Raw genomic sequence first — 24,222 nt, 5'->3', positions numbered from 1 at the left:
GTCAGAAGAAGCCCCCGTGTCTATGGTGCCTTGGGCGCGGCCTGCTCGGCGGCGGCCTGCTGATCCAGCGGGTAGCGCAGCGAGATCAGGAAGCCCACGATCAGGTGCTCGATGTTCAGCACCAGGAACAGCGCCGAGAGCGCGATCGCCACCGAGGGGTCGCTGTAGCCGTAGGCCGCCAGCACCGCCAGCAGCACCGCGTCGCGCACCCCCACCCCCGAGAAGCTGATCGGCAGCGTCTGCAGCAGCGCGATCAGCGCGGTGGAGCCGATGATCGCCAGCAGATCCACATTGTAGAGCCGCATGGCCATGTACAGCGCCCAGATGCGCGCCATGGTCGAGGCCGCCGAGCACACGCTGGCCACCAGCAGGTTCACCATCAGCCCTGGCCGCAGCGTCAGCACATCCAGCTGTCCGCGCCACTTCTCCAGCATGGCGCGCAGCTTGCCCGGCAGCAGCGGCTGGATGAGGTTCATGCCCCAGTTGCGCACCCCGCGCGCCATCATCAGCGGTGTGGCCAGGATGAAGACCACCGCCCCCACCACTGCCACCGGCACCGCCGATGCCGGCACGATGCCCTGGAACGCCACCAGCGTGAGCAGGGCCAGCGGAGCCATGATCATAAAGTCGAACAGCCGGTCGATCAGGATGGAGAACAGCACCGGCGCGGCAGGCCCGCGATCGCGCAGATAGACGGCCTTGAGGAAGTCGCCCGACTGACCGGGCGTGGCGCTGCCGTAGAACAGGCCGATGCAGTACAGCGCCGCCGAGTACCACAGGCTGGGCGGCGTGATGCCTAGCTCGCGCATCAGCATGTTCCAGCGCCACGATTTCACCAGCACAAATACCGGCATCAGCGCCAGCGAGAGCAGCAGCGGCCAGATGTCGATCTGGCTCAGCGCAGCGCCGATGCTGGCCAGATCGGTGCGGGAGAGGATGAAGATCAGCAGCAGCGGCCCGATCAGGCGCATGCCCCAGCGTAGGTACTTGTTCACGCGATACCCCCTGCGGGTTCTTGTCTACCAGAAGAACCGTTTACCACGAAGACATGAAGGCACGAAGGGAACAAAAAGACCGTTTACCACGAAGGTTTTTACCACCAAGACCCCAAGACACCAAAAGATGTTTTTATGAAATGCAGGTTCGCCTCATTCCATTCATCAAGATCCTCGCGTCTTCGCGCTTTCGTGGTGAAAATCAAACCCTCGCGCCTTCGCGCCTTTGTGGTGAAAAGCCTAGCGCTCCGGCCCCTTGAAGCGCAGCGCCGCGATCGACTCGGCCTGGAGGCCGTAGAGGAACACCACGATCGCGCCGATGAACAGCATGATCGCCGAGTTCGGGATGTACAGCCCGCGCTGGGGGGCCAGCACAAACATATTCAGCAGCCACGAGATCATGCCCAGCGCGAACATGGCCAGGCCCACCGGCGTGTAGAGCCGCAGCGGCGCGAACAGCGATACCATGCGCAGGATGATCACGCCGAACTTCATGCCGTTCTTCATCAGCTTCTGGGTGCTCTGGCCGCCCTGGCGCTTCTGCATAGTCATCGGCTCGAAGCGCACGGTGTAGCCCGCCTTGGCGAAGGCCATGGCGCTGGTCATGGCCCACGAGAAGCCATTGGGCAGCAGGTGGATGAAGTCCATCATTACATCGCGGCGCATGGCGCGCAGGCCGGATGTGAGATCCTTCATCTCCATCTCGATCAGGTAGCTGCCCAGCTTGTTCAGCAGCAGGTTGCCCAGGTAGCGGCGCATGTTCTCGTGGCTGCCGCGCCCAGGGCGGGCCGCGATCACCATGTCGTACTCGCCCATGAACGCCAGCAGCCGGGGGATGTCGTTCGGGTCGTGCTGGCCGTCGCAGTCGATGATCACCACCACATCGCCGCTGGCCGAGCGGATGCCGCGCTTGATCGGCGCGCCCGGCCCGCCGTTGTTGTGGGGGCGGCGGATGACGGTGGCCCCGGCACGGCGGGCCTCGTCGCCGGTGCCGTCGCGCGAGGCGTCATCCACCACGATGATCTCGGCCTCGGGCACGGCGGCGCGCACGCCCGCCACGGTGGCGGCCACGCGCGGGGCCTCGTTGTAGGCCGGGATGACGACGGTGACGCTAAAGTCGTAGCGCCCGCCCGTGGCCGGGGCGACTGCCTCGGCCACGGGGCGCTCTGGTGCAATATCAACGCTCATTGTGGGTACCCATCGGTCGCATCGTGGCGACGCTAGTGTGCTGCCAGAAACTGCTCGATCTCGCCGCGCAGCGAGTCGTACTCGTTGATCACGGCGAACTGCGGGAACTGCGCGATCACGTTGTCGGGCGCGCGGAACAGGATGCCCCGCTCGGCCACGCCCAGCATGCCGGTGTCGTTGTAGCTGTCGCCCATGGCCAGCACGCGGAAGCCGATCTGGCTGAAGGCGCGCACGGCCTCGGTCTTGCTGTCGGGCAGCCGCAGCGTATACCCGCTGATCATACCACGCTCGTCGGTGGCGAGCGAATGGCAGAACAGCGTGGGCTGATTCAGCTTGGCCATCAGCGGCATGGCGAACTCGTAGAAGGTGTCGGACAGGATGACGAGCTGGGTGGTGCCGCGCAGCCATGCCAGGAACTCGGCGGCGCCGGGCATGGGGTCGAGCGTGGCGATCACATCCTGGATGTCACGCAGGGTCAGGCCGTGCTCGCGCAGCAGCGCCATGCGGCCCTGCATCAGCACGCTGTAGTCGGGCACGTCGCGGGTGGTCAGGCGCAGCTGCTCGATGCCGGTCTTCTCGGCCACGGCGATCCAGATCTCGGGGACGAACACGCCCTCAAGGTCGCTGGCGATCAGGGCTGGTTTGGGGGGCATAGGTGGCTCCTTGATGCTGTCTAGCGCGCCGAGATGTCGCTCACCATCACGCTGATCTGGCGCAGGTCGTTGCTCGCTGGGTTGTTTACCCACGGGATGAATGGCGTGGCCCGCAGCTCGATGGCCAGGGTCTGCTGGCCTTCCAGCGCGGGGGGGATGGGCAGGGTGTAGGTGCGCCACTGCCCGCCCGCCACGGTGATGGTCTGGGCGCTGCCGCCGAAGTCCACGGTCAGCGGGGTGTCGCTGGGCGCGGCCAGCCGCAGCACCAGCCGCGAGCCTGCGGCCAGCGGCTGCGGTAGCGGGATGCGCACGGTGCCGCGCCCGGTCATCCAGCGGTAGCTGCCGCGCTGGTCGCTCTCCGAGGGCGCGAACCCGGCGATATAGCCCATGTCGCGGCCATCGCCCAGGTGCACGCTGGCGGCGGGGGCGGGCTTGGTCCAGCGCATCACCCAGCGCTGCACGTCTAGCCCGGTCGAGTCCTCGGCGTAGGTCAGGCGCTCCAGGTTCTCTGGCCCGCCGCCCCTGGCCACCAGGCCGGTGAGCCATGCGGTGCGCCGCTCGATGTTCTCCACGGTGGCGGCGGCCTCCTGGCGCTTGCCCTGGGCCATCTGGGCGAGGGCGCGCTGGATGCCCGCATCCTGGAAGCTGGGCTGGGCGGCCTGGGCCTGGGCGTAGGCCTGCTCGGCCTGGGCGTAGTCGCCGCGCGCGAAGGCGCTATCGCCCGCCCGCATGCCGCGCTCGCGGGCCTCGCCCCCGCCGATGATCGTCGGGTAGTCGCGGTAGGTCACCAGCAGCGCGGCGTAGGCCACCAGCAGCGCGGCCTGAAGCGCCAGCACGCCATCCAGCCGGGGCCGCGTGGGCCGCTTGCCCAGCAGCGCCGCCAGCTGGCCGCCGCCGTATAGCGCGATCAGCGTCCAGAACGGCAGCAGGTAGCGCGGCTCGACATGGAAGACCACCACGGTGAACAGCGAGTAGCCGATCCAGGCCAGCGTGAACAGCCGCGTGTGCCAGCCCTCGCGCGGCCTGGCGGCCAGCCCGGCCAGCCCCGCGCCCACGAATACCAGCCACATCAGATCGCCCGCCAGCCCCAGCGGGGCGGCCTGGCGCAGCGGGCGGTCGTAGAAGCTCTCGCGCAGGTAGTAGTCCTCGACAAACTGGGCCTTCCACACGTGGCGGAAGGTCGGCCAGAAGTTGCGCAGCGGGCGCAGCGGATCCTCGGCCAAAATCTCGCGGGCCTTGGCCATGGCGTAGCCCGCCCGCTCGGCCTGGGGCATGCCGCGCAGCTCCTCGATATGCGGGTTGCGCTGGTCCACTGTGTCTAGGTCAAGCCAGAGGTTCACCTGCCCCAGCGTGTCCACCGGGATGAAGTGGCGGTACTCGATGTAGTTGCGCACCGTCCATGGCAGCACCACCGCCAGGCAGCAGCCCACCACCAGCGCGGCCTGGCGCAGCGTGGTCGCCGTAGGTAGCAGCCGCATCAGCCAGCCCCGCGCCGCGCTGGGCTGGCGCACCCACTGGCGCACCAGCAGCCACATGGCCACGAAGGCCACGCTGTACAGCGCGGGCGAGCGGGTGAGCGCCGCTAGCCCCAGGAAGATACCCGAGAGCACCAGGTCGCGCTTGCGCTCGCCCTCGTCGAAGCGCAGCAGCAGCCAGAAATGGGCCAGAAACAGCGTGCTGTAGAGCAGCTCGCTGAACAGCAGCGAGGGCTGCTCGACGAAGGGGTACCACAGCGCCAGGAAGGCCGCAAACAGCACCCCGGCCCAAGGCGCGCGGAAGATCCGCCGCGCCACGCCGTAGCCCAGCGCGATCTGGGCCACGCCCGCCGCCGCCTCGGCCAGCTTCACCAGCAGCACGCCCAGGCGGTAGTCGCCCGCCAGCACGCCGATGCGCATCCAGGCCGCGAAAAAGAAGATGTGCCCGGGCGGGCGGATGAGCCAGCTGTCGTCCAGGTACTGGCCGGTGATCGCCAGGCGGATGGCCCGCCGGTAGTAGTCGCCGTCGTCGGCGCTGGATGAGCTGGGGTCGATCGGGTTGATCGCGATCAGCCAGAGCCGCAGCCCCAGCCCCACCAGCAGCAGCAGGAAGAGCGCCCGCCGCGCCGTGATCTGCCCGCGCACCCGATCCCAGAGGGTCGCGCCCGTGGCCAAAGGTGTGTTGTTCATGGATCTATCGTATACAGCGCGAAGTCACCCGCGCTGTCCACTAGCTGCTCATTCGGCTGCGCTGCGGTGCTTTTGGGCTGAAGCAGGAAACTGGCCTGCTCGTCGCCCCTCGCCACCAGATGTGCTATCGCCGAGTAGCTGTCGAAGAGCGCGCGGGCGTCGGCCTCGACCCGCACGCGCTGGCCCGCGCCCACGTGGCGCTGGATGAGCGACACTGCCGCAAGCTCGCCATCGGGCTGGCCGCCCAGCACCAGCCCCGCGCCAGCGGCGAACCCGCCCCACATCAGCGCGGCCAGCGCCAGGCCCAGCGCCGCAGTGGCCCGCGCCGTGGTGAGCCAGCCCATGCGCGGCGCAGCCCATGCGCCGATGCGTTGGCCTAGCCACAGCGCGGCGGCGGCGGCGGCGGCGGCGTACACCGGGGCCAGCGGCAGCGCGAAGCGCACCAGCGCCAGCCCCACCGAGACAAACGTGGCGCTCATGGCCACCCAGGCCAGCGCCAGCCGCCGCTCGCGGCTGGCCCCGCGCCCCAGCAGCCACGCGCCCAGCGCGCCCACGGCCAGCCAGTTGGCCGGGAAGGCCAGCAGCCGCAGCTGGTCGGCCCGCCCGAACTCGCTCACATCCTCGCCGCCAGCGCCCAAAAAACTTCTGATATTTGTGATCCAGTTGCCCAGGAACCGCGCTGGATCATTCAGGGCCACCTCGGCCATGCCGATACTGTTTGGCACCTCGTACCAGCGGCCCCAGTCGCCCCCGGCGTAGGCGGCCAGCCAGATGTTTTTGGCCTGCTGGCTGTACAGCGGGCTGCCGGTGTCGCGCAGGTTGATCGCCACCTGTGGCGCTGACGCCAGCGCGAAGGCCCCCGCGAACAGCAGCAGCGCCAGCCGCGCCGCGCGCCAGTCGCGCCAGCACGCCAGCGTGATGGCCAGCATGCCCAGCGGCAGCAGCAGCACCCCGGGGTGGCGCACGCTGAAGGCCAGCCCGCCCAGCAGGCCCGCGCCCGCCCAGGCCCAGCCGCGCCGCCCAGGCCCAGCCGCGTGCAGCAGGGCCAGCGCCAGCGCGCAGGTGGCCGCGAACACCATGTCGGTGCCCACATACAGGCCATACTCCACCACCAGCGGGCTGAGCGCCGCCGCCAGTGTGGCCAGCAGCCCGCCGCCGCGCCCAGCCAGGCTGCGCCCCAGCCACCATGTGGCCAGCAGCAGCGCCGCCCCCGCCGCCAGCGAGAGATACCGCGCTGCCAGGAAGGCGTTGCCGTGGGCCAGCGGTCGCGCCAGCCACAGCAGCAGGGGGTAGCCGATGTTGTAGAAGCCGTCGGCCCGCAGCACGCCGTCGGTGCTGGCGTCGTAGATGCCGCCCGGCTGAAAACTGCCCGCCAGCCGCGCCGAGCGGTTGGCGAACACGCTGAAATCACTCTCGACCCCAGGGCGGGAGAGCACCACATGGCCCTGCGCCGCCAGCCCTACCGCCGCGACCCACGCCGCCACGGTGGCCAGCGCGGCCACATCCGGCAGCGCGTGGAAACGGCCAGCCAGCGCGGGCGTGTAGCGCACCAGCGCCGCCGCGCCCAGGCCCAGCGCCACCCAGGCCAGCAGCGGGCGCAGCGGGTATCCCCACAGCGGCTGGGCGCGGCAGCACAGCACGAACAGCAGCGGCAGCGCTACCGCGCCCGCCAGCATCGCCCGCTTTTGCCAGCGCCAGCCCCGCGCCAGCAGCCACAGCAGCCCGGCATCCAGCGCGCCCAGCGCCACCTGCCCAGGGTAGGGCAGGATGGGCCAGCCCACGGTGCGCAGCGCGGCGCGGTCCAGCAGCACCCCCACCGCGCGCGGATCGCGCTCGCCCGCCGCCGAGGTCGCGCTCGCCCGCAGCTCGATCAGCACATCGGTGGGCTTGGTCAGCCCCCCACGTATGGGGAAGCGGTACTCGGCCCATTCCTGCGTCGGCACGACGGTGCCCAGCGGCGTACCGCCCAGCAGCACATCCAGCGTCGCGCTGGGCGCAGCCTGGGGGGCCGCCCGCAGCCGCAGCGTCAGCTCGGCGGGCAGGCCGACCTGGGGGAACAGCAGAAACGAGCGATCTTTCGACCAGCGCGCCCGCCCATCCGACCCTGCCAGGTACTCGGGGCTGGGCTGGGCGTCGGCGCGGCTGGGGTCGTAGAAGCCCTGCACATAGGCCCCATCGGCACCACCCACATCCACGGCGTGCGCCGCAGGTAGCTGGTACGCCAATACCACCAGCGCAGCGCCCGCCAGCAGCGTCGCCAGCAGCGCCAGCGCCTGCCTCACCCAGCCATGGGCCGCCTCTCTGGTTGTCGCTTCCTGCCGCATCAGATCCGCGTATAAGCCTTCTGGAATGGAAAACGTGCGCAGTCTAACACAGAACCGGCCCAGCGGCAAAGCGCGGAGGAATGCCCATAGGGCTTAGGACTTCTCAAGACAATTCACCACGAAGATGCGAAAGGGCGACGGTCTCAACAGGGAGCTCTTTTCTGTGCGGGGTGTTCCGATGCGGCTGCACACGTGCTCCTACGTGCCGAGGCATGCCCAGTGGGGCCACCGACAGCGATTGAGCATGCGCGATGGAATCAGTGACGTCGGGGCGGGCCGCGTGCCAAGCCATGCACGGGAACCGGGCAGAGCAAACCTTTCCCACACGGCCCATGCGGCGAAGGTGTCGCTCGTGTCTTGATGGCCATATGCACGAACGCCAGCCGCCAGGAAACAGCACGGGAAAGCCATAAACATAAGGTGCATCTGCCCTTGAGCAATCCCGTAGCATAGCGCACGTGGTGTTCCGAGCGTGTGCTGTGTGCACTATGCTGCGTATTGCTAAGATTATGCGTTTGGTTGAGCAAATCCTATGCGAAGAGGCAGATGCTCTGGTGTATAATGGAAACGGTTTCCCCGCCTGTCCTTTTGGTACAGGATCGTGCCCTGCCGCCACCAGCGGCACGCAGGCGAGGAATGAGTACCCGACAATATGGAGGCAACGATGGCGAAACATACACCCCGGCGCATTGGCGTCCTGACCAGCGGCGGTGATGCACCCGGGTTGAACGCGGTGATCCGTGCGGCAGTGAAGACAGGCATCGGCCTGGGCTACGAGGTCCTGGGCATCGAAGATGGCTACGAGGGTCTGCTCGGCGACATGACCTACCGCGTGCTGACGCACCAGGATGTCCGTGGCCTGCTCCCCATGGGCGGCACTATCCTCGGCACCACCAACAAGGGCCACTTTGGCGGCAAGCGTGTGGTGGGGGCCGAGCACGACCCATACCTTGAGGCCGCGCAGAACATCGAGCGCATGGGCATCCAGGGCCTGATCACCATTGGTGGCGAGGGCACGCAGGCGATCGCGCTTGAGTTTGCCAAGATGGGTGTGCCGATCATCGGCGTCCCCAAGACCATCGACAACGACCTGCCCGGCACCGACCGCACCTTTGGCTTCGACACCGCGCTCCAGGTCGCCACCGACGCAATCGATCGGCTGCACACCACCGCAGCCAGCCACGACCGCGTGATGGTGATCGAGGTCATGGGCCGCCACGTCGGCTGGATCGCCCTGCACTCCGGTATCGCCGGCGGTGCCGATGCCATTCTCATCCCCGAGATCCCCTTCGACTCCCAGATCGTGGCCGACAAGATCCTTGAGCGCGAGCGCAACGGCAGCGCCTTCAGCATCGTGGTCATCTCCGAGGGCGCCTACCCCAAGGGTAGCCAGCCGATCTACGCCAACGCGGGCCGCCTGGGCGGTGTTGGCTTCATGCTCACCGAGCAGCTCGGCCAGCTCACCGGCAAAGACTGCCGCTGCGTCGTGCTCGGCCACGTCCAGCGCGGCGGCCCGCCCACCCCCTACGATCGCCTGCTCTCCACCCGCTACGGCGCGGCGGCGGTTGCGGCCATCCACAATGGCCTTAGCGGCGAGATGGTCGCCCTGCGCGCACAGGAGATCGTCACGGTGCCGCTTGAGGAGGCCACCGGCCACCTGAAGACCGTTCGCCCGCACAACGATCTCATCCGCACCGCCCGCAGCCTTGGTATCACCTTTGGCGACTAGCGCCAACATGCGCACAGAAGTATAAAGCGCCATGCTTTATACTTCTTCTCGGCGCGTATGCGAAGCTATGGACATGCTCTGGCTCGGCTATGATGGCCTCTCGACACCCTATGCGCATATCTCGGCGGTGCTGATCTACCGCGCCGAGCTTGCCGAACGCGTCATAATGGCCTATGGGCGGGTGCCTGCCAACACGCTCGCGGTGGTGGTGACCGATGCGGGCGCATACCTTCCATCCAGCTGGTCGGCGCAGCACCTGCGCGCACAGCTTGCCCGCTGGCGGGCGGCGCTCTAGCGGATAAATTGCCGAAAGTGCAATAAACCTGCTACTACAAAGTTTGTTGCGCTCGTCTATAATAGGGCTAGTAACGTTTTACATCCAAGGGCAGCCAATCCTATTTAGCAAACTGTAATCCGTTCACATTGGCTGTTATTGCTACTTGGGGGTACACTACATGCAGGCGGTCACATGCACAATCCGCCGCGAGGTCGATGTCTATGTGGCAATCGGTCGCGGGCGCGAGATCTCATCGTCGCTCGGTTTTGATGACATCGACCGCACCCGTATCGAAATCGTTATCCTTGAGCTTGCCCGCAATCTTATTGTTCACGCCTCAGGTGGCACGCTTCTGCTTGAGAAGATCGAGCACGATGGTCGGCAGGGCATCGCCGTCGAGGCCCGCGACACCGGGCCTGGCATCCCCGACATCGCCCTGGCGATGCGCGATGGCTATAGCACCGCGCAGACACTCGGCGCTGGCCTCCCCGGGGTGCAGCGCCTGATGGATGATTTTCATATAGAGTCAACAGTTGGGGTAGGAACCGTCGTACGCGCAGTAAAATGGATGTCGAAGCGTGCGAGCCGTAGTGTGGAAGGACGGCGACCGTGACATATACTTGGGGGGCCGTCTGTCGTGCAAAACAGGGACAGAGCGTCTCCGGCGATCTTTATATTGTGCAAGAGCTGGCCGAAGGTCGGCTGCTTGCGGTGGTCGTGGATGGCCTTGGCGGCGGTGAAGAAGCCGCTCGCGCTGCCCGCGCCGCCGAGGCCGTGATCAGCGCCAACCCCGAGTGGCCGCTGCCGCATATGATCCAGCAGAGCCACACGGCCCTGCACAGCACGCGCGGCGCAGTGATCGGTGTGCTGAAGCTCGACCCCGATGGCCATAAGATAAACTACATGGGCGTGGGAAACATCGGTATTCACGTCTACAGCCGCCAGCCCATCAAACCAATATCAAAAAATGGTATACTGGGTTTTAGGCTGCCTGCGCTGCTCGAGCTGCGCTATACCTACGATCCAGGCGATACCTTCGTTCTTTTTAGCGACGGTATCTCGTCGCGTTTTGGCCAGGAAAATAACGTCGACCTTCGCCAGACCCCGCAGCAGATCAGCGAGAGCATCCTGAAGCAGTACGGCAAGGCCATTGACGACGCGACTGTCGTCACCATCAAGACAAGCGGCTGATCTGGTGTATCTTGCCCGCTTTTGCATAGCGTGCCTACACAATTTCGCTTCATTTTTTGGCACTCTGGTACTTTCGGTTTAGGCTACTGTCCCAGGTTCTGTGCAGCAGTAGCCTAAAACAACGGATAACGGACAACATACCGATGCCCATGATCGCGCAATGGCTAGCCCAACATCGAACGACACTGCTCCCACGCTGGATCGCGCGCCTAGAGGCGGTCACTACGCCGCAGCTTGTTGGCGTGAGTGCGAGCGAGGCCGATCCGGCCTCGGGTGTTGTGTCGCATCCCAATGAACGCGATGTCCTCGTCGCCTCTATCTACGATGGTCTGGTAGAGGCCGCCGGGGGGAACTACGAGCTGCTGGATGAGTGCCTCAAGCTGCTTCGCGCCCTGCGCACATCCGAGGGTGAGGACGAGCTCTGCGATCGACTGGAGCTGACCTTCCACCTTCGCCGCGTGATCTGGGATCAGATCTTTGAAGACCCCCTCCCCGAGGGCGACCGCCGCATCCTTCTGGATGACGCCGAGCGCCTGATCGAGTACACCACCCTCTCACTTGCCGAGCACTGGACCACAGCCGCCGCCGCTATTCGCCAGCAGCTCCAGCACAGCGAGCTGTTCGCCCAGAGCCTGGCCGAATCTGCCGAGCAGGCTGATCAGATCGCGCTTCAGCTGCACAACCTCAACACCCTGGCCAGCGAGCTTGCTGCCAGCCTTGACCCCGATGCCCTCGTGAACACCGCAGGCAGCAAGCTGGTCGAGGTGCTTGGCGCAGCCCATGTGTCGGTCTGGCTTGCCAAGGGTGAGCACGGGCTGAGCGTGGCGCAGCAGTGGGGCGAGAGCATCGAGGGCAGCTTCACGGTCGACCCGGCAAAAGAGCACGATATTATCCTGCAATCGTATCGCACGCATCAGATTGTCTTTGCTTCCGCGCCCGAGGCCCAGGCCCAGGGCGCTTGGTACCAGCCCTCGTGCGGGGTGCTGGCGGTGCCGCTGATCACCCAAGATGTGGTGACTGGCATCATCGTGGTGCAAGATCCCGAGCCGGATGAGAAGCTGACCCGCACCCAGCAAGATTTTGTGGTGTCGGTGGCCAACCAGTCGGCTATTGCGCTGCAGAATGCCGGCCTGTACGCCGAGGTGCGCGAGTTCAACTCGGTGCTGGAGCAGCGCATCGCCGATCGCACCAAAGAGCTGCAGATCGAGCGCGATATGCTTAGCACGCTCAACCAGATCTCGCTGGAGATCAGCAGCACGCTCGACCTCGACATGCTGCTGGAGAGCAGCCTGCACGCTCTGGCCGATCTGATCGGTGCCGACCATGGCTCGATCATGCTGATCGAGAACGACACCGAGCACTTGGTCGACCGCGCGGTGCTTGGGCGCTCGCGCGAGACGGTGGGCTTCACGCGCTTCCCGGTGGGCCAGGGTATCGCCGGGTGGGTCGCGCAGTCGCGCCAGCCCGCGCTGGTGCCCGATGTGAACAGCGACGAGCGCTGGGTGAGCCTGCCCAAGAGCGACCTGGGCCGCAAGCAGACTGGCTCGATGGCGCTGGTGCCGCTGATCGTGCAGGGCGAACTGACTGGCGTGATGTCGCTCTCGCATGATGATGTAGGCTACTTTAACGACGACCATATGCGCCTGCTGGGCGCTTCGGCGGGCGCTATCGCCCTTGGTATCAACAATGCCCGCCTGTACGACGAGATCCTGCGCGAGTCGATGCGCAAGGGCGAGATGCTGCAGAACGAGCGCCGCGCCACCACGCAGAGCAATGCCATCCTCCAGAGCCTCTCGGATGGAGTGGTGGTGTGCGATGTGGATGGCCTAGTGCTGACCGCCAACCCCGCCGCAGGCCGCGTGCTGAATATGCCGCTGGAAGATCTGCTGATCATGCCGCTGCCCGATCTGCTGGGCAAGATGCTTGCCCAGCGCGCCAAGGAAGTTCCGGTGGAGAGTGTGCTGCGCGGCAAGAGTGATATGCAGAGCTACGCGACCGACTTCCAGCGCGGTCGGCGGATGATCCGCGTGACGCTTGACCCGGTGGCCACTGACAAGGATGAGGTGATCGGTGCCGTGGCGGTGTTCCGCGACATCACCCGCGAGGTCGAGTCGGATCGCCTGAAGGATGAGTTTATCGGCACCGTCTCACACGAGCTTCGCACGCCGATGACCTCGATCAAGGGGTTCACCCAGCTGCTGGCCATGGGCAGCCTTGGCCCGGTCAACGAGCAGCAGAAGGAGTTCCTGAGCACCATCCACACCAACGCCGAGCGCATGATTTCGATCATCAACGACCTGCTGGATCTGACCAAGATCGAGGCTGGCAGTGTCGATCTGGATCTTCGCCCGCTGCATGTGGCCGAGGCCCTGGGCACCGTGATCGCCGATGTGCAATCTTCTATCCAGCTGCGCCAGCACGAGCTCCAGATTCAGATCCCGCCCGGACTGCCGCTGGTGCGCGCCGATGCGCGGCGCTTTGACCAGATCTTGACCCACCTGATCACAAATGCGGTGAAGTATACCCCGGTGGGCGGGAAGCTTAAGGTGGCAGCACACGAGGTTGACTCGACCGCGCTGCCTGAGGAGATCGCCGAGAAGCTGACGCGCGGGCGCTATGTGCAGGTTGATATAACCGATACCGGTGTGGGCATTCTCCCAGAAGAGCAAGACCTGATCTTCAACCGCTTCTACCGCACCGAGAATCGTCTGAAGGTAGAGGCTGGTGGCACCGGTCTTGGCCTCTCGCTGGTTCGTCCCCTGATGAAGCTGTTTGGCGGTAATATCTGGCTCCAGAGCGTGCCCGATGAGGGCAGCACCTTCAGCATTGTGCTGCCAGCGGTATAGCTGCTCGGTAGATGTGCCTAAAAGCAATGGCCCAGGATCAGCACGATCCTGGGCCATTCTTTCTCTCGGGCGAGGCGTCTATTTGCCCCAGCTGTTGGTATCCCACTCGGCCTTCACATGATTATAGACGGCCATGGTCTCGCGGGCGATCTTTTCCCAGCTGAAGTTGTCGCGGGCGTCGGCGTAGGCGTTCTCGACCCGGGCCTGGGTCCACGGGGGGTTCTGGAAGGTGTGCAGCAGCCCCCAGGTGAGCGACTGTGGGTTGCCAGGCTGCACGGTGATGCCGGTCTCGTGCGGCTTGACCACCTCGGTGAGGCCGCCGGTGGCGCTGACCACCACGGGGCAGCGGGCTGCCATTGCCTCAAGCGCGACCATGCCAAATGGCTCGTAGAGCGAGGGGAACACGGCGGCGCTAGCGATATGGTAGAGCTTGTCGCGCTCGTCGTCGGTGATGAACCCGCCAAACGTAACGTTGTCGCTGATGCCCAGGGCGCTGGCCTGCTGCCGCAGGTCGGCGAGGAATGGCCCCGACCCAGCGATCAGCAGGCGGGCGCGCGGGTAGATTCGCAGCACACTGGGCCAGCTGTCCAGCAGGATGTGCAGGCCCTTCTCGTAGACGATGCGCCCCACATAGAAGGCGAGCGGCTGCGCGTCCTCGGCGAAGGCGCGGCGGTAGGCGAGCCGGTCGGCCTCGGATGTGAAGGGGCTGGGCTGGATGCACACGCCGTTTGGCACCACGTCGATCTTGTCGGGCGGGGTGCTGAAGTAGCTGTGGACCTGATCGGCCATGAAGTCGGAGCAGGCGATCACCCGCCAGGCCTCGTAGGTGAGCTGCCACTCGATCGCGTTGATCTGCTCGGACTGCGTGCTGAGCAGGCGGCCTTGGCCGCGCCCGCGCTCGGTGGCGTGAATGGTGGCGACCAGCGGGATCTTCCAGGCGTGCTTCACCGCGATGCCCGCCGGGGCGGTGAGCCAGTCGTGGATGTGGATGAGGTCGAAGCCACCGATCTCGTCGGCGAGCTTTAGGGCTGCCTCTTGTAGCAGCAGGTTGACATACTGGTTGAATGCGATGAAGTCGCGATCCATCAGTGGCACATCTGGGCGGTAGATAGCGATGCCGCTCTCGGCGATCTCGCGGCTCGGCCCGCCGTTGAGGCGGGGGGTGAGCACGTGCACTTGGCAGCCCTGGGAGACCAGGGCTGGGGCAAGCTCCATGACATGTTTTCCGAGGCCACCGATCATATTCGGCGCGTATTCCCACGAGATGATTAGAACGCGCATGAGTCCTCCGCCCAGAAGCGTATCGCGGCGGATTATACACGCCGCTGGTGAGTTGGGCAAGCTGTAGCTACGGCCTGCAAACTATTTTTTGAGCACGCGGCATAGCATGGCGCAGCTGCCTGGCATGTGCAGCTTGGCGGCGTAGAACAGGGCCGAGGTTATTGGTCGCTACCCAGTGGTTTTTGGGCCTAGGGCCATTCGGGGCCGTTTCTCGCTACGATGTTGTGCTGTTGTGCCATACATTATAGCAAGAAAGTATATCGGAACTATTGCATGCTGCTGATTGTCTAGTTTTTCCTCAGTCTATTGTTCCTTCCTGCTTCGCGCATAGCTATGCTATAGTCACAGAACGCTTTACACATGGAGGGTGAGCAGGAGCTATGGCCGACTATCCTTTCTACCAGGTGGATGCCTTCACCACCACGGCGCTGGGCGGGAACCCCTGCGCGATCGTGTTCGATGCAGATGATCTGGATGATGCGACGATGCTGGCGATCGCGCGGGAGATGAACCTGTCGGAGACGGCGTTTGTGCGGTGGTCGAGCGTGGCCGATGTGGGCGTGCGCTACTTCACCCCCGCCGAGGAGATCCCGCTGGCGGGCCACCCGACAATTGCGACCACCTTCGCCCTGATTGACTCAGGGCGGGTGCGGCTGGCGGGCGAGCTGACGAGCATCTCGCTTGAGCTGCGGGTGGGGCCGATCCAGGTGCGGATCAAGGCCGATGGCGAGCAGGTGGAGCAGATCACCATGCGGCAGCTGCCGCCGACCTTCCTGCGCAGCTACACCGCCGAGCAGATCGCGCCGCTGTTTGGCCTGCTGCCCGAGGATGTGCTGCCGGGTGCGCCCATCCAGACGGTGAGCACCGGCACGCCCCAGCTGATGGTGGCGCTGCGCGACCATGGGGCGCTGCGCCGCGCGCAGCTGGATGTGGCGGCCTACCAGCAGTTCCGCGCCAGCGCCGATTTTTTTAGCCCGCATCTGTTCTGCCTGGGCGGCGCGACGCCGGAGGGGCACACCTTTGCTCGCCACTTCAGCCCGCCGCCGGATGTGCTGGAAGATCCCTTCACCGGCTCGGCGACGGGCGGGATGGCCTGCTACCTGTGGCGCTATGGGCTGATCGACACGCCCGATTTTGTGGCCGAGCAGGGCCACTGGATGAAGCGCCCTGGCCTGGGCTTTGTACATGTGGAGGGCGCGCGAGATGCGATCGTGTGGGTGGAGGTGGGCGGCGCGGCGGTGGTGGTGCTGCGCGGCACGCTTTCGCTGTAGCGGTGGGCGTGGGCGCGGGCGGGTGTAGGCCTGCCCGCGCCTTTTTTGTTAGGCAGGGGAGAGCGCAGGGCCGTAGGCGGGCACGCCCAGCAGCTCGGCTGCGGTGACAATCTGGTAGCCGTCGGAGCGCAGCATGGGCACCAGATGCTTGATCGCGCGTGCGGTCTCCTTCTTCTCCCACACGCGCACCCCGGCGTTCGCGTCGTGCCAGAGGATGATCGAGCCGGGCTGGACTTTGCTGCGCGCATCCTCGGCCATCATTCTGCCGTCGTTCTCGGGCCACTGCCAGTCGAGGGTATAGACATCCCAGCCCACCACGGTGTAGCCGCGCTGGGTGAGCCGCTGGCCTTCCCAGGGCGTCATCCAGCCCCAGGGCGGGCGGTAGAGCCGGGGCGCGCAGCCGATGGCCTGGCTGATCAGGGCCGCGCCGCGGTCGATGTGGTCGCCGTTGCTGCCCAGGCGCAGCCCTGCCTTACGGCTGTGCTCGTAGGAGTGGTTGGCGATGATATGGCCCTCCTCGTAGGCGCGGCGCACGATCTGGGGGTGCCAGCGCGTGTTGACGCCCACGCAGAAGAAGGTGCCCTTCACATCCAGCTCGCCCATCACATCCAGCAGCTCCTCGGTGCAGGGCATGCTGGGGCCGTCGTCGAAGGTGATGGCGACCTTGCGCTGGTCGCGTGGGCCGTGGTTGTGGAAGTAGCCGAACCCGCCGACGGGCGGGCTGAGCACCAGGGTGCCCAGCTTATCGATGGCCTGGATGGCAAGCTGCTTGGGTTGCAGGCCCATTGGATTGCTCCTCTTTTGTTAGGCGGTGCGTGAAGAGTGATGGCGGGCGTCGGCGATCTGGCGCAGGTAGCCGAAGGTGCGGCTGGCATTTTTCACCAAGTCGAAGCGCTGCTCGGCGAGCTGGCGCGACTGGGTGGCCATGGATGCGCGGCGCGCAGGGTCGCCCAGGATGTGCTCGATGGCCTGGGCCAGCGCGGCCCCGTCGCCCCCCGGCACGATCAGGCCGTTCCGGCCCGGCTCGATGATGTCGGCAGTGCCGCCCACATCGCTGGCGATCACGGGCAGGCCGGCGGCCATGGCCTCGACGGTGGCGATGCCAAAGCATTCGCCCAGGCTGGGTAGCACGAACAGGTCGGCCTGGTGGTAGAGCCGGATGAGCTGTGGGCTGTTCGGCTCGATGTCGCGGTAGATGTACAGCCCAGGCCGCGTGGCCACATCCTCGCGGGTGACGACGTGCAGCTCGACACGGCTGGGGTCTTGTCCCGCGTGCCAGTCGAGCAGCAGCGGCCCGCCCTTGCGCCCGAAGTCGCCACCCACGAACAGCACGCGCAGCGGATGGCCCGCCTGTTCCTCGCGGGGCGGGCCGGGTTGCCAGAGGCTCAGGTCGATCCCTGGAGGGTTGATCACGATCTTCTCGGCGTCGATCTGGTAGTCGTCGATCAGCGAGCTTTTGACCCAGCGCGACCAGACCTGGAGCAGCGCGGCGCTCTGGTAGGCGCTGCGGGTCAGCGTCCACTTGAGCTTGGCCACAGGTGCGGGGTCGGGCTGCGCGCCGTAGGCCTCCATGCGGTCGAGCTGCACGGGCGTCGAGTCGAAGTCGATCAGGGTGGGGATGCGCCGGTAGGTTTTGCTGAAGAACACGAACACCGAGGCGTTGTTGTAGAGCGCGTCGTAGGGGCGGCTGCGCACGGCGCGGCGCATCTCCTGGGTGGCGCGGGCGATGCCGGTGGCGTAGCCGGGGATGAAGGGCAGCGCCTTCCGCAGCCGCTCGATCGCCCCGCCCTCGCGGTAGTAGGCGATCTCGTGCCAGTCGGCGGCGATGTCGGCGTGCTGGCTGGCCACGGCCCGCAGGTTCTTGTAGGTGGTGATATGGCCTGCGATCTGGTCCATCACAAAGCCAAACTGGTAGGTCATCTGCGGCATCCTCTAGCTGCGGCCATGGCGATAGATCTGGCTGAGCTTCTCGGCGACCTGCTGGGATGAGAAGTCGCTCTCGATCCGCTGGCGCGCTGCTGTGCCCAGCCGCATGCGCAGCGCTGGGTCGTTGAGGAGCTGGGTGACGTAGAGCGCGATAGACTCGGCGCTGCGCGGCTCGGCGCAGAATCCATTTTCGCCATGGATGACAGCCTCGCCGGTGCCGCCGAAGGTCATCACCACCGCGCGCTGCATGGCCATGGCCTCAAGCAGCCCGATCGACATCGAGCCGACTGGCACCGGCAGCACGAAGGCATCCATCAGGCCCAGGAAGGGCCGAGGGTCATCCTGGAAGCCGGTAAAGCGGACGTAGTCGCCCATTCCCAGCGCGTCCACCTGGCGCTCAAGCTGGGCGCGCAGCGTGCCGTCGCCCACCATCAGAAAGTAGGCGTCTGGGCAGGTGCTGCGGATGATGGGCATGGCGTCGATCAGGTACTCTAGCCCTTTCTCAGGCTCGAAGCGCACGGCGGTGCCGACCACCTGCGCGTGGGCGGGGATGCGGTAGCGCTTGCGCAGGCTGGCCAGCGTCGCCGGGTCGATCGGCGGAAAATCGCCAAGATCAACCCCGTTATTCACCACCGTGGTGCGCTCGGCGGGGGTGTAGATGTGGGCGGCGCGGGCGGCGAAGTTCTTCTGCGACACGCAGACAATGCCGTCGACCAGCGCGCTGAAGGCGTTGCGGGTCAGCAGTTCGAGCGGGGGCAGCCGCTGCTCGGGGGCGAGGTGCTCGGTGACGTAGATAGCGCGCACCCCGGCCAGCCGTGCGGCCAGCAGCGCGTAGTACTGGCCACGGTAGGTGGTGGAGTGCATATGCATCACCTGGATGCCCCACCTGCGGATCTGCCGGTAGAGCCGGATGCTGTCGCGGTAGAGCTTCAGCAGGCCGTAGCGATGATCGGGGGTGAACATGGCGAAGCGGTCGGCGAGCCTGGCGAGCGATTGGCCGAACGGGGCGGTCTGCGGCCAGTCGGGGCAGATGGCGTAGACCTCGAACTGCTGGCGGTCGAGGTCGCGGGCCAGCAGCTCGACATGCTCCTCCATGCCGCCAACCACAATGCTGTTGGTGAAGAGCAGCACGCGGATGCGCGCATCGCCCGATTCTTGGGCGTGGGCCTGCTGCTGAACAGATGCTTGGTTCATGTGGCTCATACTTTCTTCCCGCAGGGTGCGCTACCCCCGGCAGGCTGCGGCGAGGCACTCGCAGACATAATCCTGATCGGAATCGGTCATCTGTGGATACAGTGGCAGGATCAGGCTGCGATCCTGCGCGCGCTCCGATTCTAGCAGACTTTGGCGCTGCTGGTGCTGGTAGGGCGCCTCGCGGTGCGCGCACATGATCCCGCGCCGCGTGGCGATGCCCTGGTCGAGCATGCGCTGGATGGTGGCGCGCTGGTCGCAGCGGTCGGGCAGGCGCACCGCGTAGCTCTGCCAGTTCGAGCTAGCCCAGGCTGGCTCGTGCGGGGTGCCTAGCCCTGGGATGCTGGCCAGCAGCTGGCTGTAGCGCGCCGCGATGGCCCGCCGCCGCGCCACAATCCCCGGCAGGCGGCGCAGCTGCTCGCGACCCACGGCGGCCTGGATGTCGGTCATGCGGTAGTTGTAGCCCAGCACGCTATGCTCCTCGAAGACCACGGTCTGGGCGCTGTGGCGGGCGCGGTCGTTGACGCTCATGCCGTGCTGGCGTAGCAGGCGGAACTGCGCGTCGTACGCGGGGCTGCGGGTGGTGAGCATGCCGCCGTCGCCAGTGCTGATCACCTTGCGCGGGTGGAACGAGAAGCAGGCGATGTCGCCGTGGGGCCTGCCGACCGGCTCGACCGCGCCGTCGTAGGCGTAGGCGCTGCCGCTGGCGCAGGCGGCGTCCTCGATCACGGGCAGGCCGTGGCGCTGGGCGATGGGCAGGATGGCGCGGATGTCGCAGGGCATGCCCATCTGGTGCACGCACAGGATGGCGCGTGTGCTGGGCGTGATGGCAGGCTCGATCAGCGCCGGGTCGATGTTGTAGGTGCGCGGGTCGATGTCGACAAACACCGGCTCTGCGCCGCAGTAGCGCACGCTGTTGGCGGTGGCGATGTACGAGTGGCTGACGGTGATCACCTCGTCGCCGGGGCCGACGCCCACGGCTAGCAGCGCTAGGTGCAGGGCCGCCGTGCAGTTGGCCACGGCGCAGGCGTGCGGCGCGCCCACCGCCGCCGCGAACTCGCGCTCGAAGGCGGCCACCTCGGGCCCCTGTGTGACCCAGCCAGAGAGGATGGGGCGGCGGGCGGCGTCGGCCTCGGCCTCGCCCATGAGCGGGAGCGCCAGCGGGATGCGGCGCGGTGCGGGTGCGGCTCTCATGCTGCGGCCTCGCTCTTCTGGGCGAGCCACCAGGCCACCAGGCGGCGCAGGCCCTCGTCGAGGTCGACCTTGGCCACAAAGCCCAGCTTCTCGCGGGCGCTGCTGGTGTCGGCCAGCCGCCGCGCCACCGGGTTCACCTTGCGCTCGGGGCCGTACTCGATGCTGAGATCCGAGCCCATCACGCGCAGCAGGGCCTGGGCCAGATCGTTCAGGCTGGTCTCGACGCCGCTGGCCACATTAAACACCTCGTCCGAGATCGGCGCTTTGGCGGCCAGGATGTTGGCGCGGGCGATATCTTCGACAAACACAAAATCCATGGTCTGCGAGCCGTCGCCGAAGATGATCGGCGGCTTGCCCTCGGCGATGCGGTCCATCCAGCGGATGAGCACCTCGGTGTACGCGCCGTAGATATCCATGCGCGGTCCGTAGACATTGAAGTAGCGCAGCGCGACATAATCCAGGTCGTACATGTCGTTAAAGCTGCGCAGCAGGCCCTCGTTGAAGGCCTTGGCTGCGCCGTAGAGCGTGCGGTTGTTGTAGGAATGGTGGCGCTCGCTGGTTGGGAAGCTTTCGGCGAGGCCGTAGACCGAGGCGCTGGATGAGGCGACCACCTTCTTCACCCCGGCCTGCACGGCGGCCTCCAGCACGTTGAAGCTGCCGTCGACCAGCACCTCCAGCGCCAGGCGCGGCTCCTCGGCGCACTGGGTGATGCGGATGGCGGCCAGGTGGAACACCAGGTCGATGCCCCGCATGGCGCTGGCCAGCAGCTCGCGGTCGCGGATGTCGCCGGTGATCAGGCGCACCGGGCCGCGCTCCACCGCGCTGGCGATGTTCTTGTGGGTGCCGCGCACGAAGTTGTCGAGGATGACGATCTCGCTATATGCGCCCTGGGCGGCGTCATCCACCAGCAGGTCGACGATGTGCGACCCGATCAGGCCAGCGCCGCCGGTGACGAGGACGCGCTGGGGAGTGGCTGTGCTCATGCTATCGCTCGCTTTCTGCTACCAGCTGGGCTGCGGCGTAGCCCAGATCGGGGATGCCGACCCATGCGCCCATAGCCGCGATCACGGTGTCCTGCTGCGCCTTGGTCAGCTCGGGGTAGAGCGGCAGCGACAGCACCTGGGCGGCGGCGCGCTCGGCGTGGGGGAAATCGCCCGCGCGGTAGCCCAGGTCGGCGTAGGCGGGCTGCAGGTGCACCGGGATGGGGTAGTGGATGCCGGTGGCGATCTGCGCGCGCTGCAGGTGCTGCTGGAGCGCGTCGCGCTGGGCGTGGCGGATGGCATAGACATGGTAGACATGGCGGCGGCCTGCGGCCTCGGCGGGCGTGCGGAAGCTGTCCGCCAGTGCGCGGGTGTAGTAGGCGGCGTGGGCGCGGCGTGCGGCGGTCCAATCCTCGATGTACCGCAGCTTGACGCCTAGCACTGCGCCCTGGATGCCATCCAGCCGGTAGTTGTAGCCCTTGAGCACGTGGTGGTACTTCTGCTCGGCCCCCCAGTCGCGCAGCATGCGCACGGTGCGCAGCAGCTCGGGGTTGCTGGTGGTCACCGCGCCGCCCTCGCCATAGGCCCCCAGGTTCTTGCCGGGGTAGAAGCTGAAGCAGCCGATGTCGCCGATGCTGCCCACGCGCCGACCCTGGTACTCGGCCCCGTGGGCCTGGGCGGCATCCTCGACCACGGGCAGCCCGTGGCGGCGCGCGATCTGCAAGATCGGGGCCATGTCGGCTGGCTGGCCGTAGAGGTGCACCGGCAGCAGCGCCTTGGTGCGCGGCGTGATGGCGGCCTCGATCTGCGCCGGGTCGATGGTGAAGCTGGCAGGGTCGATATCGACAAACACCGGGGTTGCGCCGGTGTAGAGGATGGCGGCGGCGGTGGCCACGAAGGTGAAGGGCGTGGTGATCACCTCGTCGCCGGGGCCGATGCCCAGGGCCAGCAGCGCGAGGTGCAGGGCGCTGGTGCCCGAGCTGACGCCGACCGCCGCATCGGACTGGCAGTAGGCGGCGAACGCCTGCTCAAACGCGCTCACCTCGCTGCCGAGGATAAACTCAGAGCGGTCGATGACGCCCATGATGGCGGCGTCGATCTCGGCTTTGATCGAGAGATACTGGGCCTTCAGATCGAGGAATGGGATCACGGGATTCTCCTGCTACTTCAGTTCAATTGGTTGGCCGCGCTGCTGCATGGAGCGGTCGGCTGCCTCAAGGATGCGGGTGATCCGCCAGCCCGCCAGCCCATCGGAGAGCGGGCGGGCGCCCTGGGTGACGCACTCGGCAAAGTGCAGCGCCTCGATCTGCAGCGCCTCGGTCAGGTTCACCTGCGGCGCGTGCATGTCGCCCGTGCGATACCCCACCCGCATCTGGTAGATATCCTCGGGCCGATTCTGGAGCGTCACCCCCTTGTCGTAGACCTTGACCTTCTCGCTTGGCTCAAGGTCGTCGTAGACGATCATCTTCTCCGAACCGCTTACCAGCGTGCGGCGCACCTTGAGCGGGGCCAGCCAGTTGACGTGGAAGTGCGCGATCAGGTTCTGCTCGAAGAAACAGGTGAGGTAGGCCATATTCTCGGGCTGCCCGGGGATGTGGGCCACGCCGGTGGCCGCCACCGCCACTGGCTGCTGGCCCAGCACATAGTCCATGATCGAGAGATCGTGCACGGCCAGATCCCAGAGCACGTTGACATCGTGCTGGAAAAGGCCCAGGTTGATCCGTACCGAGTCGTAGTAGTAGAGCTGCCCCAGGCTGCCGCTGTGTACCAGCTGGTGGATCTTCTGCACTGCGCCGGTGTAGAGGAAGGTGTGGTCGACCATCAGCACCAGGCTGCGGCGCTCGGCCTCCTCGATCAGGCGCTCGGCCTGCGCGGCGGTGGCGGTGAAGGGCTTTTCAAGGAAGACGTGCTTGCCTGCCTGCAGGGCCTGGAGGGCCAGATCAAAGTGGCTCGACACCGGCGTGGCGATGGCCACGGCGTCGATGTCGGTGGCCAGTAGCTCGGCCATGGCGGCAGTGGGGATGATGGCGGGGTAGAGCGCGGTGACGGCGGCCCGGCGCTCCGGCCTCGGGTCGCACACGCTCACGACGCGCGCCCCCTGGGTTTGGGCAAAGTTGCGCACGAGGTTTGGCCCCCAGTAGCCATACCCCACAACACCGATGTTGAGCATGTTATACCTCGGCAGAATCTATGATTTGGTGGATTGAATGGCGAGAGCGATAGTTTCGTGCCATGGCTGTATTATATCGAGCGCCAATGGTGGACAGTCCGAATTGTAGTACTTTTGGGTGAGATAGGCATGCATAAAGGCCAGGCTGATGTGACATTTTGTTCAAGATTTGCCGCCTGCCGTGGGGCTGAGAAACGCTGAAGGGTGCCATGCAGCTGCATGGCACCCTTCGCTTTCGTTGGGCATAGCGGTAGCGGCTGCGCTCACATCTTCAATTGTGACCCTAGCTCCGCGATTCGCGCTCGCTCTGGGTTTGGGCCTCGGCCTGCGTGGCGCAGCGCACACCGCCCGCGCTGATGTAGCCCACCACCCGCCCTGGGTTGCCAATAACAAGAGCGTAATCTGGCACATTGCGGGTCACCACACTGCCCGCGCCGACCATGGCCCAGCGGCCAATTGCCAGCCCGGCGATCACGATGCTGCCAGCGCCCAGCGCCGCGCCGTAGCACACGCGGGTGTGGCCCACCACCCAGTCGTCGGCGCTCTTGAGCAGGCCGTCGGGGCGGATGGCGCGCGGGACACGGTCGTTGGTGAAGATGACGTGGGGGCCGATGAACACGCCGTCCTCGACCGTCAGCCCGTGGTAGAGCGAGGCGTTGTTCTGGATTTTTACATTGCTGCCGATGATTACATCATTTTCAATATAGACATTGCGGCCCACAATGCAGTTTGCGCCCAGCTGGGCGCGCTCGCGGATCTGCGCCCCGGCCCAGATGCGGGTGCCCGCACCGATGATCGCGGTGGGCGAGACCTCTGCGGTCGGGTGGATGGTCGGCATCAT

20 protein-coding genes are annotated in these 24,222 nt (G+C 66.2%); 6 read left to right on the top strand and 14 right to left on the bottom strand.

The features are described 5' to 3' along the window. Window positions 1-20 precede the first annotated feature (20 nt). The 5 genes from F8S13_06045 to F8S13_06025 all read right to left on the bottom strand — a co-directional run bounded on the left by F8S13_06045 (window position 21) and on the right by F8S13_06025 (window position 7,283). A complete protein-coding gene (locus tag F8S13_06045; GenBank protein KAB8144432.1) occupies window positions 21-995 on the bottom strand; it encodes a flippase-like domain-containing protein in 975 nt (324 codons plus the stop codon). A 240-nt stretch (window positions 996-1,235) separates the two neighbouring features. Then, the gene (locus tag F8S13_06040; GenBank protein ID KAB8144431.1) at window positions 1,236-2,183 is read right to left on the bottom strand and encodes a glycosyltransferase family 2 protein; all 948 of its coding nucleotides are present in this window, start codon (window positions 2,181-2,183) and stop codon (window positions 1,236-1,238) included. Between the two features lie 32 nt (window positions 2,184-2,215). Further along, window positions 2,216-2,836: a bifunctional phosphoserine phosphatase/homoserine phosphotransferase ThrH gene (gene thrH / locus F8S13_06035; GenBank protein ID KAB8144430.1), complete on the bottom strand. Its 621-nt coding sequence runs from the start codon at window positions 2,834-2,836 to the stop codon at window positions 2,216-2,218. A gap of 20 nt (window positions 2,837-2,856) precedes the next feature. Further along, a complete protein-coding gene (locus F8S13_06030) occupies window positions 2,857-5,001 on the bottom strand; it encodes a glycosyltransferase family 39 protein (GenBank protein KAB8144429.1) in 2,145 nt (714 codons plus the stop codon). After that, complete coding sequence (locus F8S13_06025; GenBank protein KAB8144428.1) at window positions 4,998-7,283, bottom strand: hypothetical protein; 2,286 nt, start codon at window positions 7,281-7,283, stop codon at window positions 4,998-5,000. Before F8S13_06025 ends, F8S13_06030 begins: the two co-directional genes overlap by 4 nt. Before the next feature lie 706 nt (window positions 7,284-7,989). Here F8S13_06025 and F8S13_06020 point away from each other — a divergent pair. The 5 genes from F8S13_06020 (at window position 7,990) to F8S13_06000 (ending at window position 13,368) form a co-directional block, all read left to right on the top strand. After that, on the top strand, window positions 7,990-9,054 hold the full coding sequence (locus F8S13_06020; protein KAB8144427.1) for a 6-phosphofructokinase: 1,065 nt from the start codon (window positions 7,990-7,992) through the stop codon (window positions 9,052-9,054). A gap of 67 nt (window positions 9,055-9,121) precedes the next feature. Further along, on the top strand, window positions 9,122-9,349 hold the full coding sequence (locus F8S13_06015) for a hypothetical protein (protein KAB8144426.1): 228 nt from the start codon (window positions 9,122-9,124) through the stop codon (window positions 9,347-9,349). Between the two features lie 160 nt (window positions 9,350-9,509). After that, window positions 9,510-9,944, top strand: a complete 435-nt coding sequence (locus F8S13_06010; GenBank protein ID KAB8144425.1) for an anti-sigma regulatory factor — start codon at window positions 9,510-9,512, stop codon at window positions 9,942-9,944. Further along, window positions 9,941-10,522 (top strand): SpoIIE family protein phosphatase, encoded by a 582-nt coding sequence (locus tag F8S13_06005; GenBank protein KAB8144424.1) that lies wholly within the window; start codon window positions 9,941-9,943, stop codon window positions 10,520-10,522. Before F8S13_06010 ends, F8S13_06005 begins: the two co-directional genes overlap by 4 nt. 143 nt (window positions 10,523-10,665) lie before the next feature. Next, on the top strand, window positions 10,666-13,368 hold the full coding sequence (locus F8S13_06000) for a GAF domain-containing protein (GenBank protein ID KAB8144423.1): 2,703 nt from the start codon (window positions 10,666-10,668) through the stop codon (window positions 13,366-13,368). A gap of 78 nt (window positions 13,369-13,446) precedes the next feature. Here the strand turns inward: F8S13_06000 and F8S13_05995 are convergent, their stop codons facing one another. After that, a complete protein-coding gene (locus F8S13_05995) occupies window positions 13,447-14,649 on the bottom strand; it encodes a glycosyltransferase family 4 protein (protein ID KAB8144422.1) in 1,203 nt (400 codons plus the stop codon). A gap of 380 nt (window positions 14,650-15,029) precedes the next feature. Between F8S13_05995 and F8S13_05990 the strand changes: the two genes are divergently transcribed. Beyond that, window positions 15,030-15,920 carry a PhzF family phenazine biosynthesis protein gene (locus F8S13_05990; protein KAB8144421.1) on the top strand — a complete coding sequence of 297 codons (891 nt, stop codon included), beginning with the start codon at window positions 15,030-15,032 and terminating at the stop codon, window positions 15,918-15,920. 48 nt (window positions 15,921-15,968) lie between these two features. On the opposite strand, the gene F8S13_05985 is transcribed toward F8S13_05990, so the two are convergent. From F8S13_05985 to F8S13_05950, 8 genes are all read right to left on the bottom strand, one after another. Continuing rightward, window positions 15,969-16,706 carry a polysaccharide deacetylase family protein gene (locus F8S13_05985; protein ID KAB8144420.1) on the bottom strand — a complete coding sequence of 246 codons (738 nt, stop codon included), beginning with the start codon at window positions 16,704-16,706 and terminating at the stop codon, window positions 15,969-15,971. 18 nt (window positions 16,707-16,724) lie between these two features. After that, window positions 16,725-17,849 carry a glycosyltransferase family 4 protein gene (locus F8S13_05980; GenBank protein ID KAB8144419.1) on the bottom strand — a complete coding sequence of 375 codons (1,125 nt, stop codon included), beginning with the start codon at window positions 17,847-17,849 and terminating at the stop codon, window positions 16,725-16,727. 3 nt (window positions 17,850-17,852) lie between these two features. Beyond that, window positions 17,853-19,049 (bottom strand): glycosyltransferase family 4 protein, encoded by a 1,197-nt coding sequence (locus tag F8S13_05975; GenBank protein KAB8144418.1) that lies wholly within the window; start codon window positions 19,047-19,049, stop codon window positions 17,853-17,855. Between the two features lie 21 nt (window positions 19,050-19,070). Next, window positions 19,071-20,231, bottom strand: a complete 1,161-nt coding sequence (locus F8S13_05970; protein ID KAB8144417.1) for a DegT/DnrJ/EryC1/StrS family aminotransferase — start codon at window positions 20,229-20,231, stop codon at window positions 19,071-19,073. Then, window positions 20,228-21,214, bottom strand: coding sequence for an NAD-dependent epimerase/dehydratase family protein (locus F8S13_05965; GenBank protein ID KAB8144416.1), 987 nt, complete (start codon window positions 21,212-21,214; stop codon window positions 20,228-20,230). The genes F8S13_05970 and F8S13_05965 overlap by 4 nt, the downstream gene beginning before the upstream one ends. 1 nt (window position 21,215) lies before the next feature. Beyond that, a complete protein-coding gene (locus tag F8S13_05960) occupies window positions 21,216-22,361 on the bottom strand; it encodes a DegT/DnrJ/EryC1/StrS family aminotransferase (GenBank protein KAB8144415.1) in 1,146 nt (381 codons plus the stop codon). A 12-nt stretch (window positions 22,362-22,373) separates the two neighbouring features. Continuing rightward, entirely contained in the window at window positions 22,374-23,381 is a 1,008-nt protein-coding gene (locus tag F8S13_05955; GenBank protein ID KAB8144414.1) for a Gfo/Idh/MocA family oxidoreductase, read from the bottom strand. Between the two features lie 283 nt (window positions 23,382-23,664). Then, complete coding sequence (locus F8S13_05950; GenBank protein KAB8144413.1) at window positions 23,665-24,219, bottom strand: N-acetyltransferase; 555 nt, start codon at window positions 24,217-24,219, stop codon at window positions 23,665-23,667. Window positions 24,220-24,222 lie beyond the last annotated feature (3 nt).

The sequence above is a fragment of the Chloroflexia bacterium SDU3-3 genome, assembly GCA_009268125.1.
Lineage (GTDB): Bacteria > Chloroflexota > Chloroflexia > Chloroflexales > Roseiflexaceae > SDU3-3.
The sequence above is the reverse complement of the archived record's forward strand: the minus strand, read 5'-3'. Positions and strand labels throughout refer to the sequence as shown.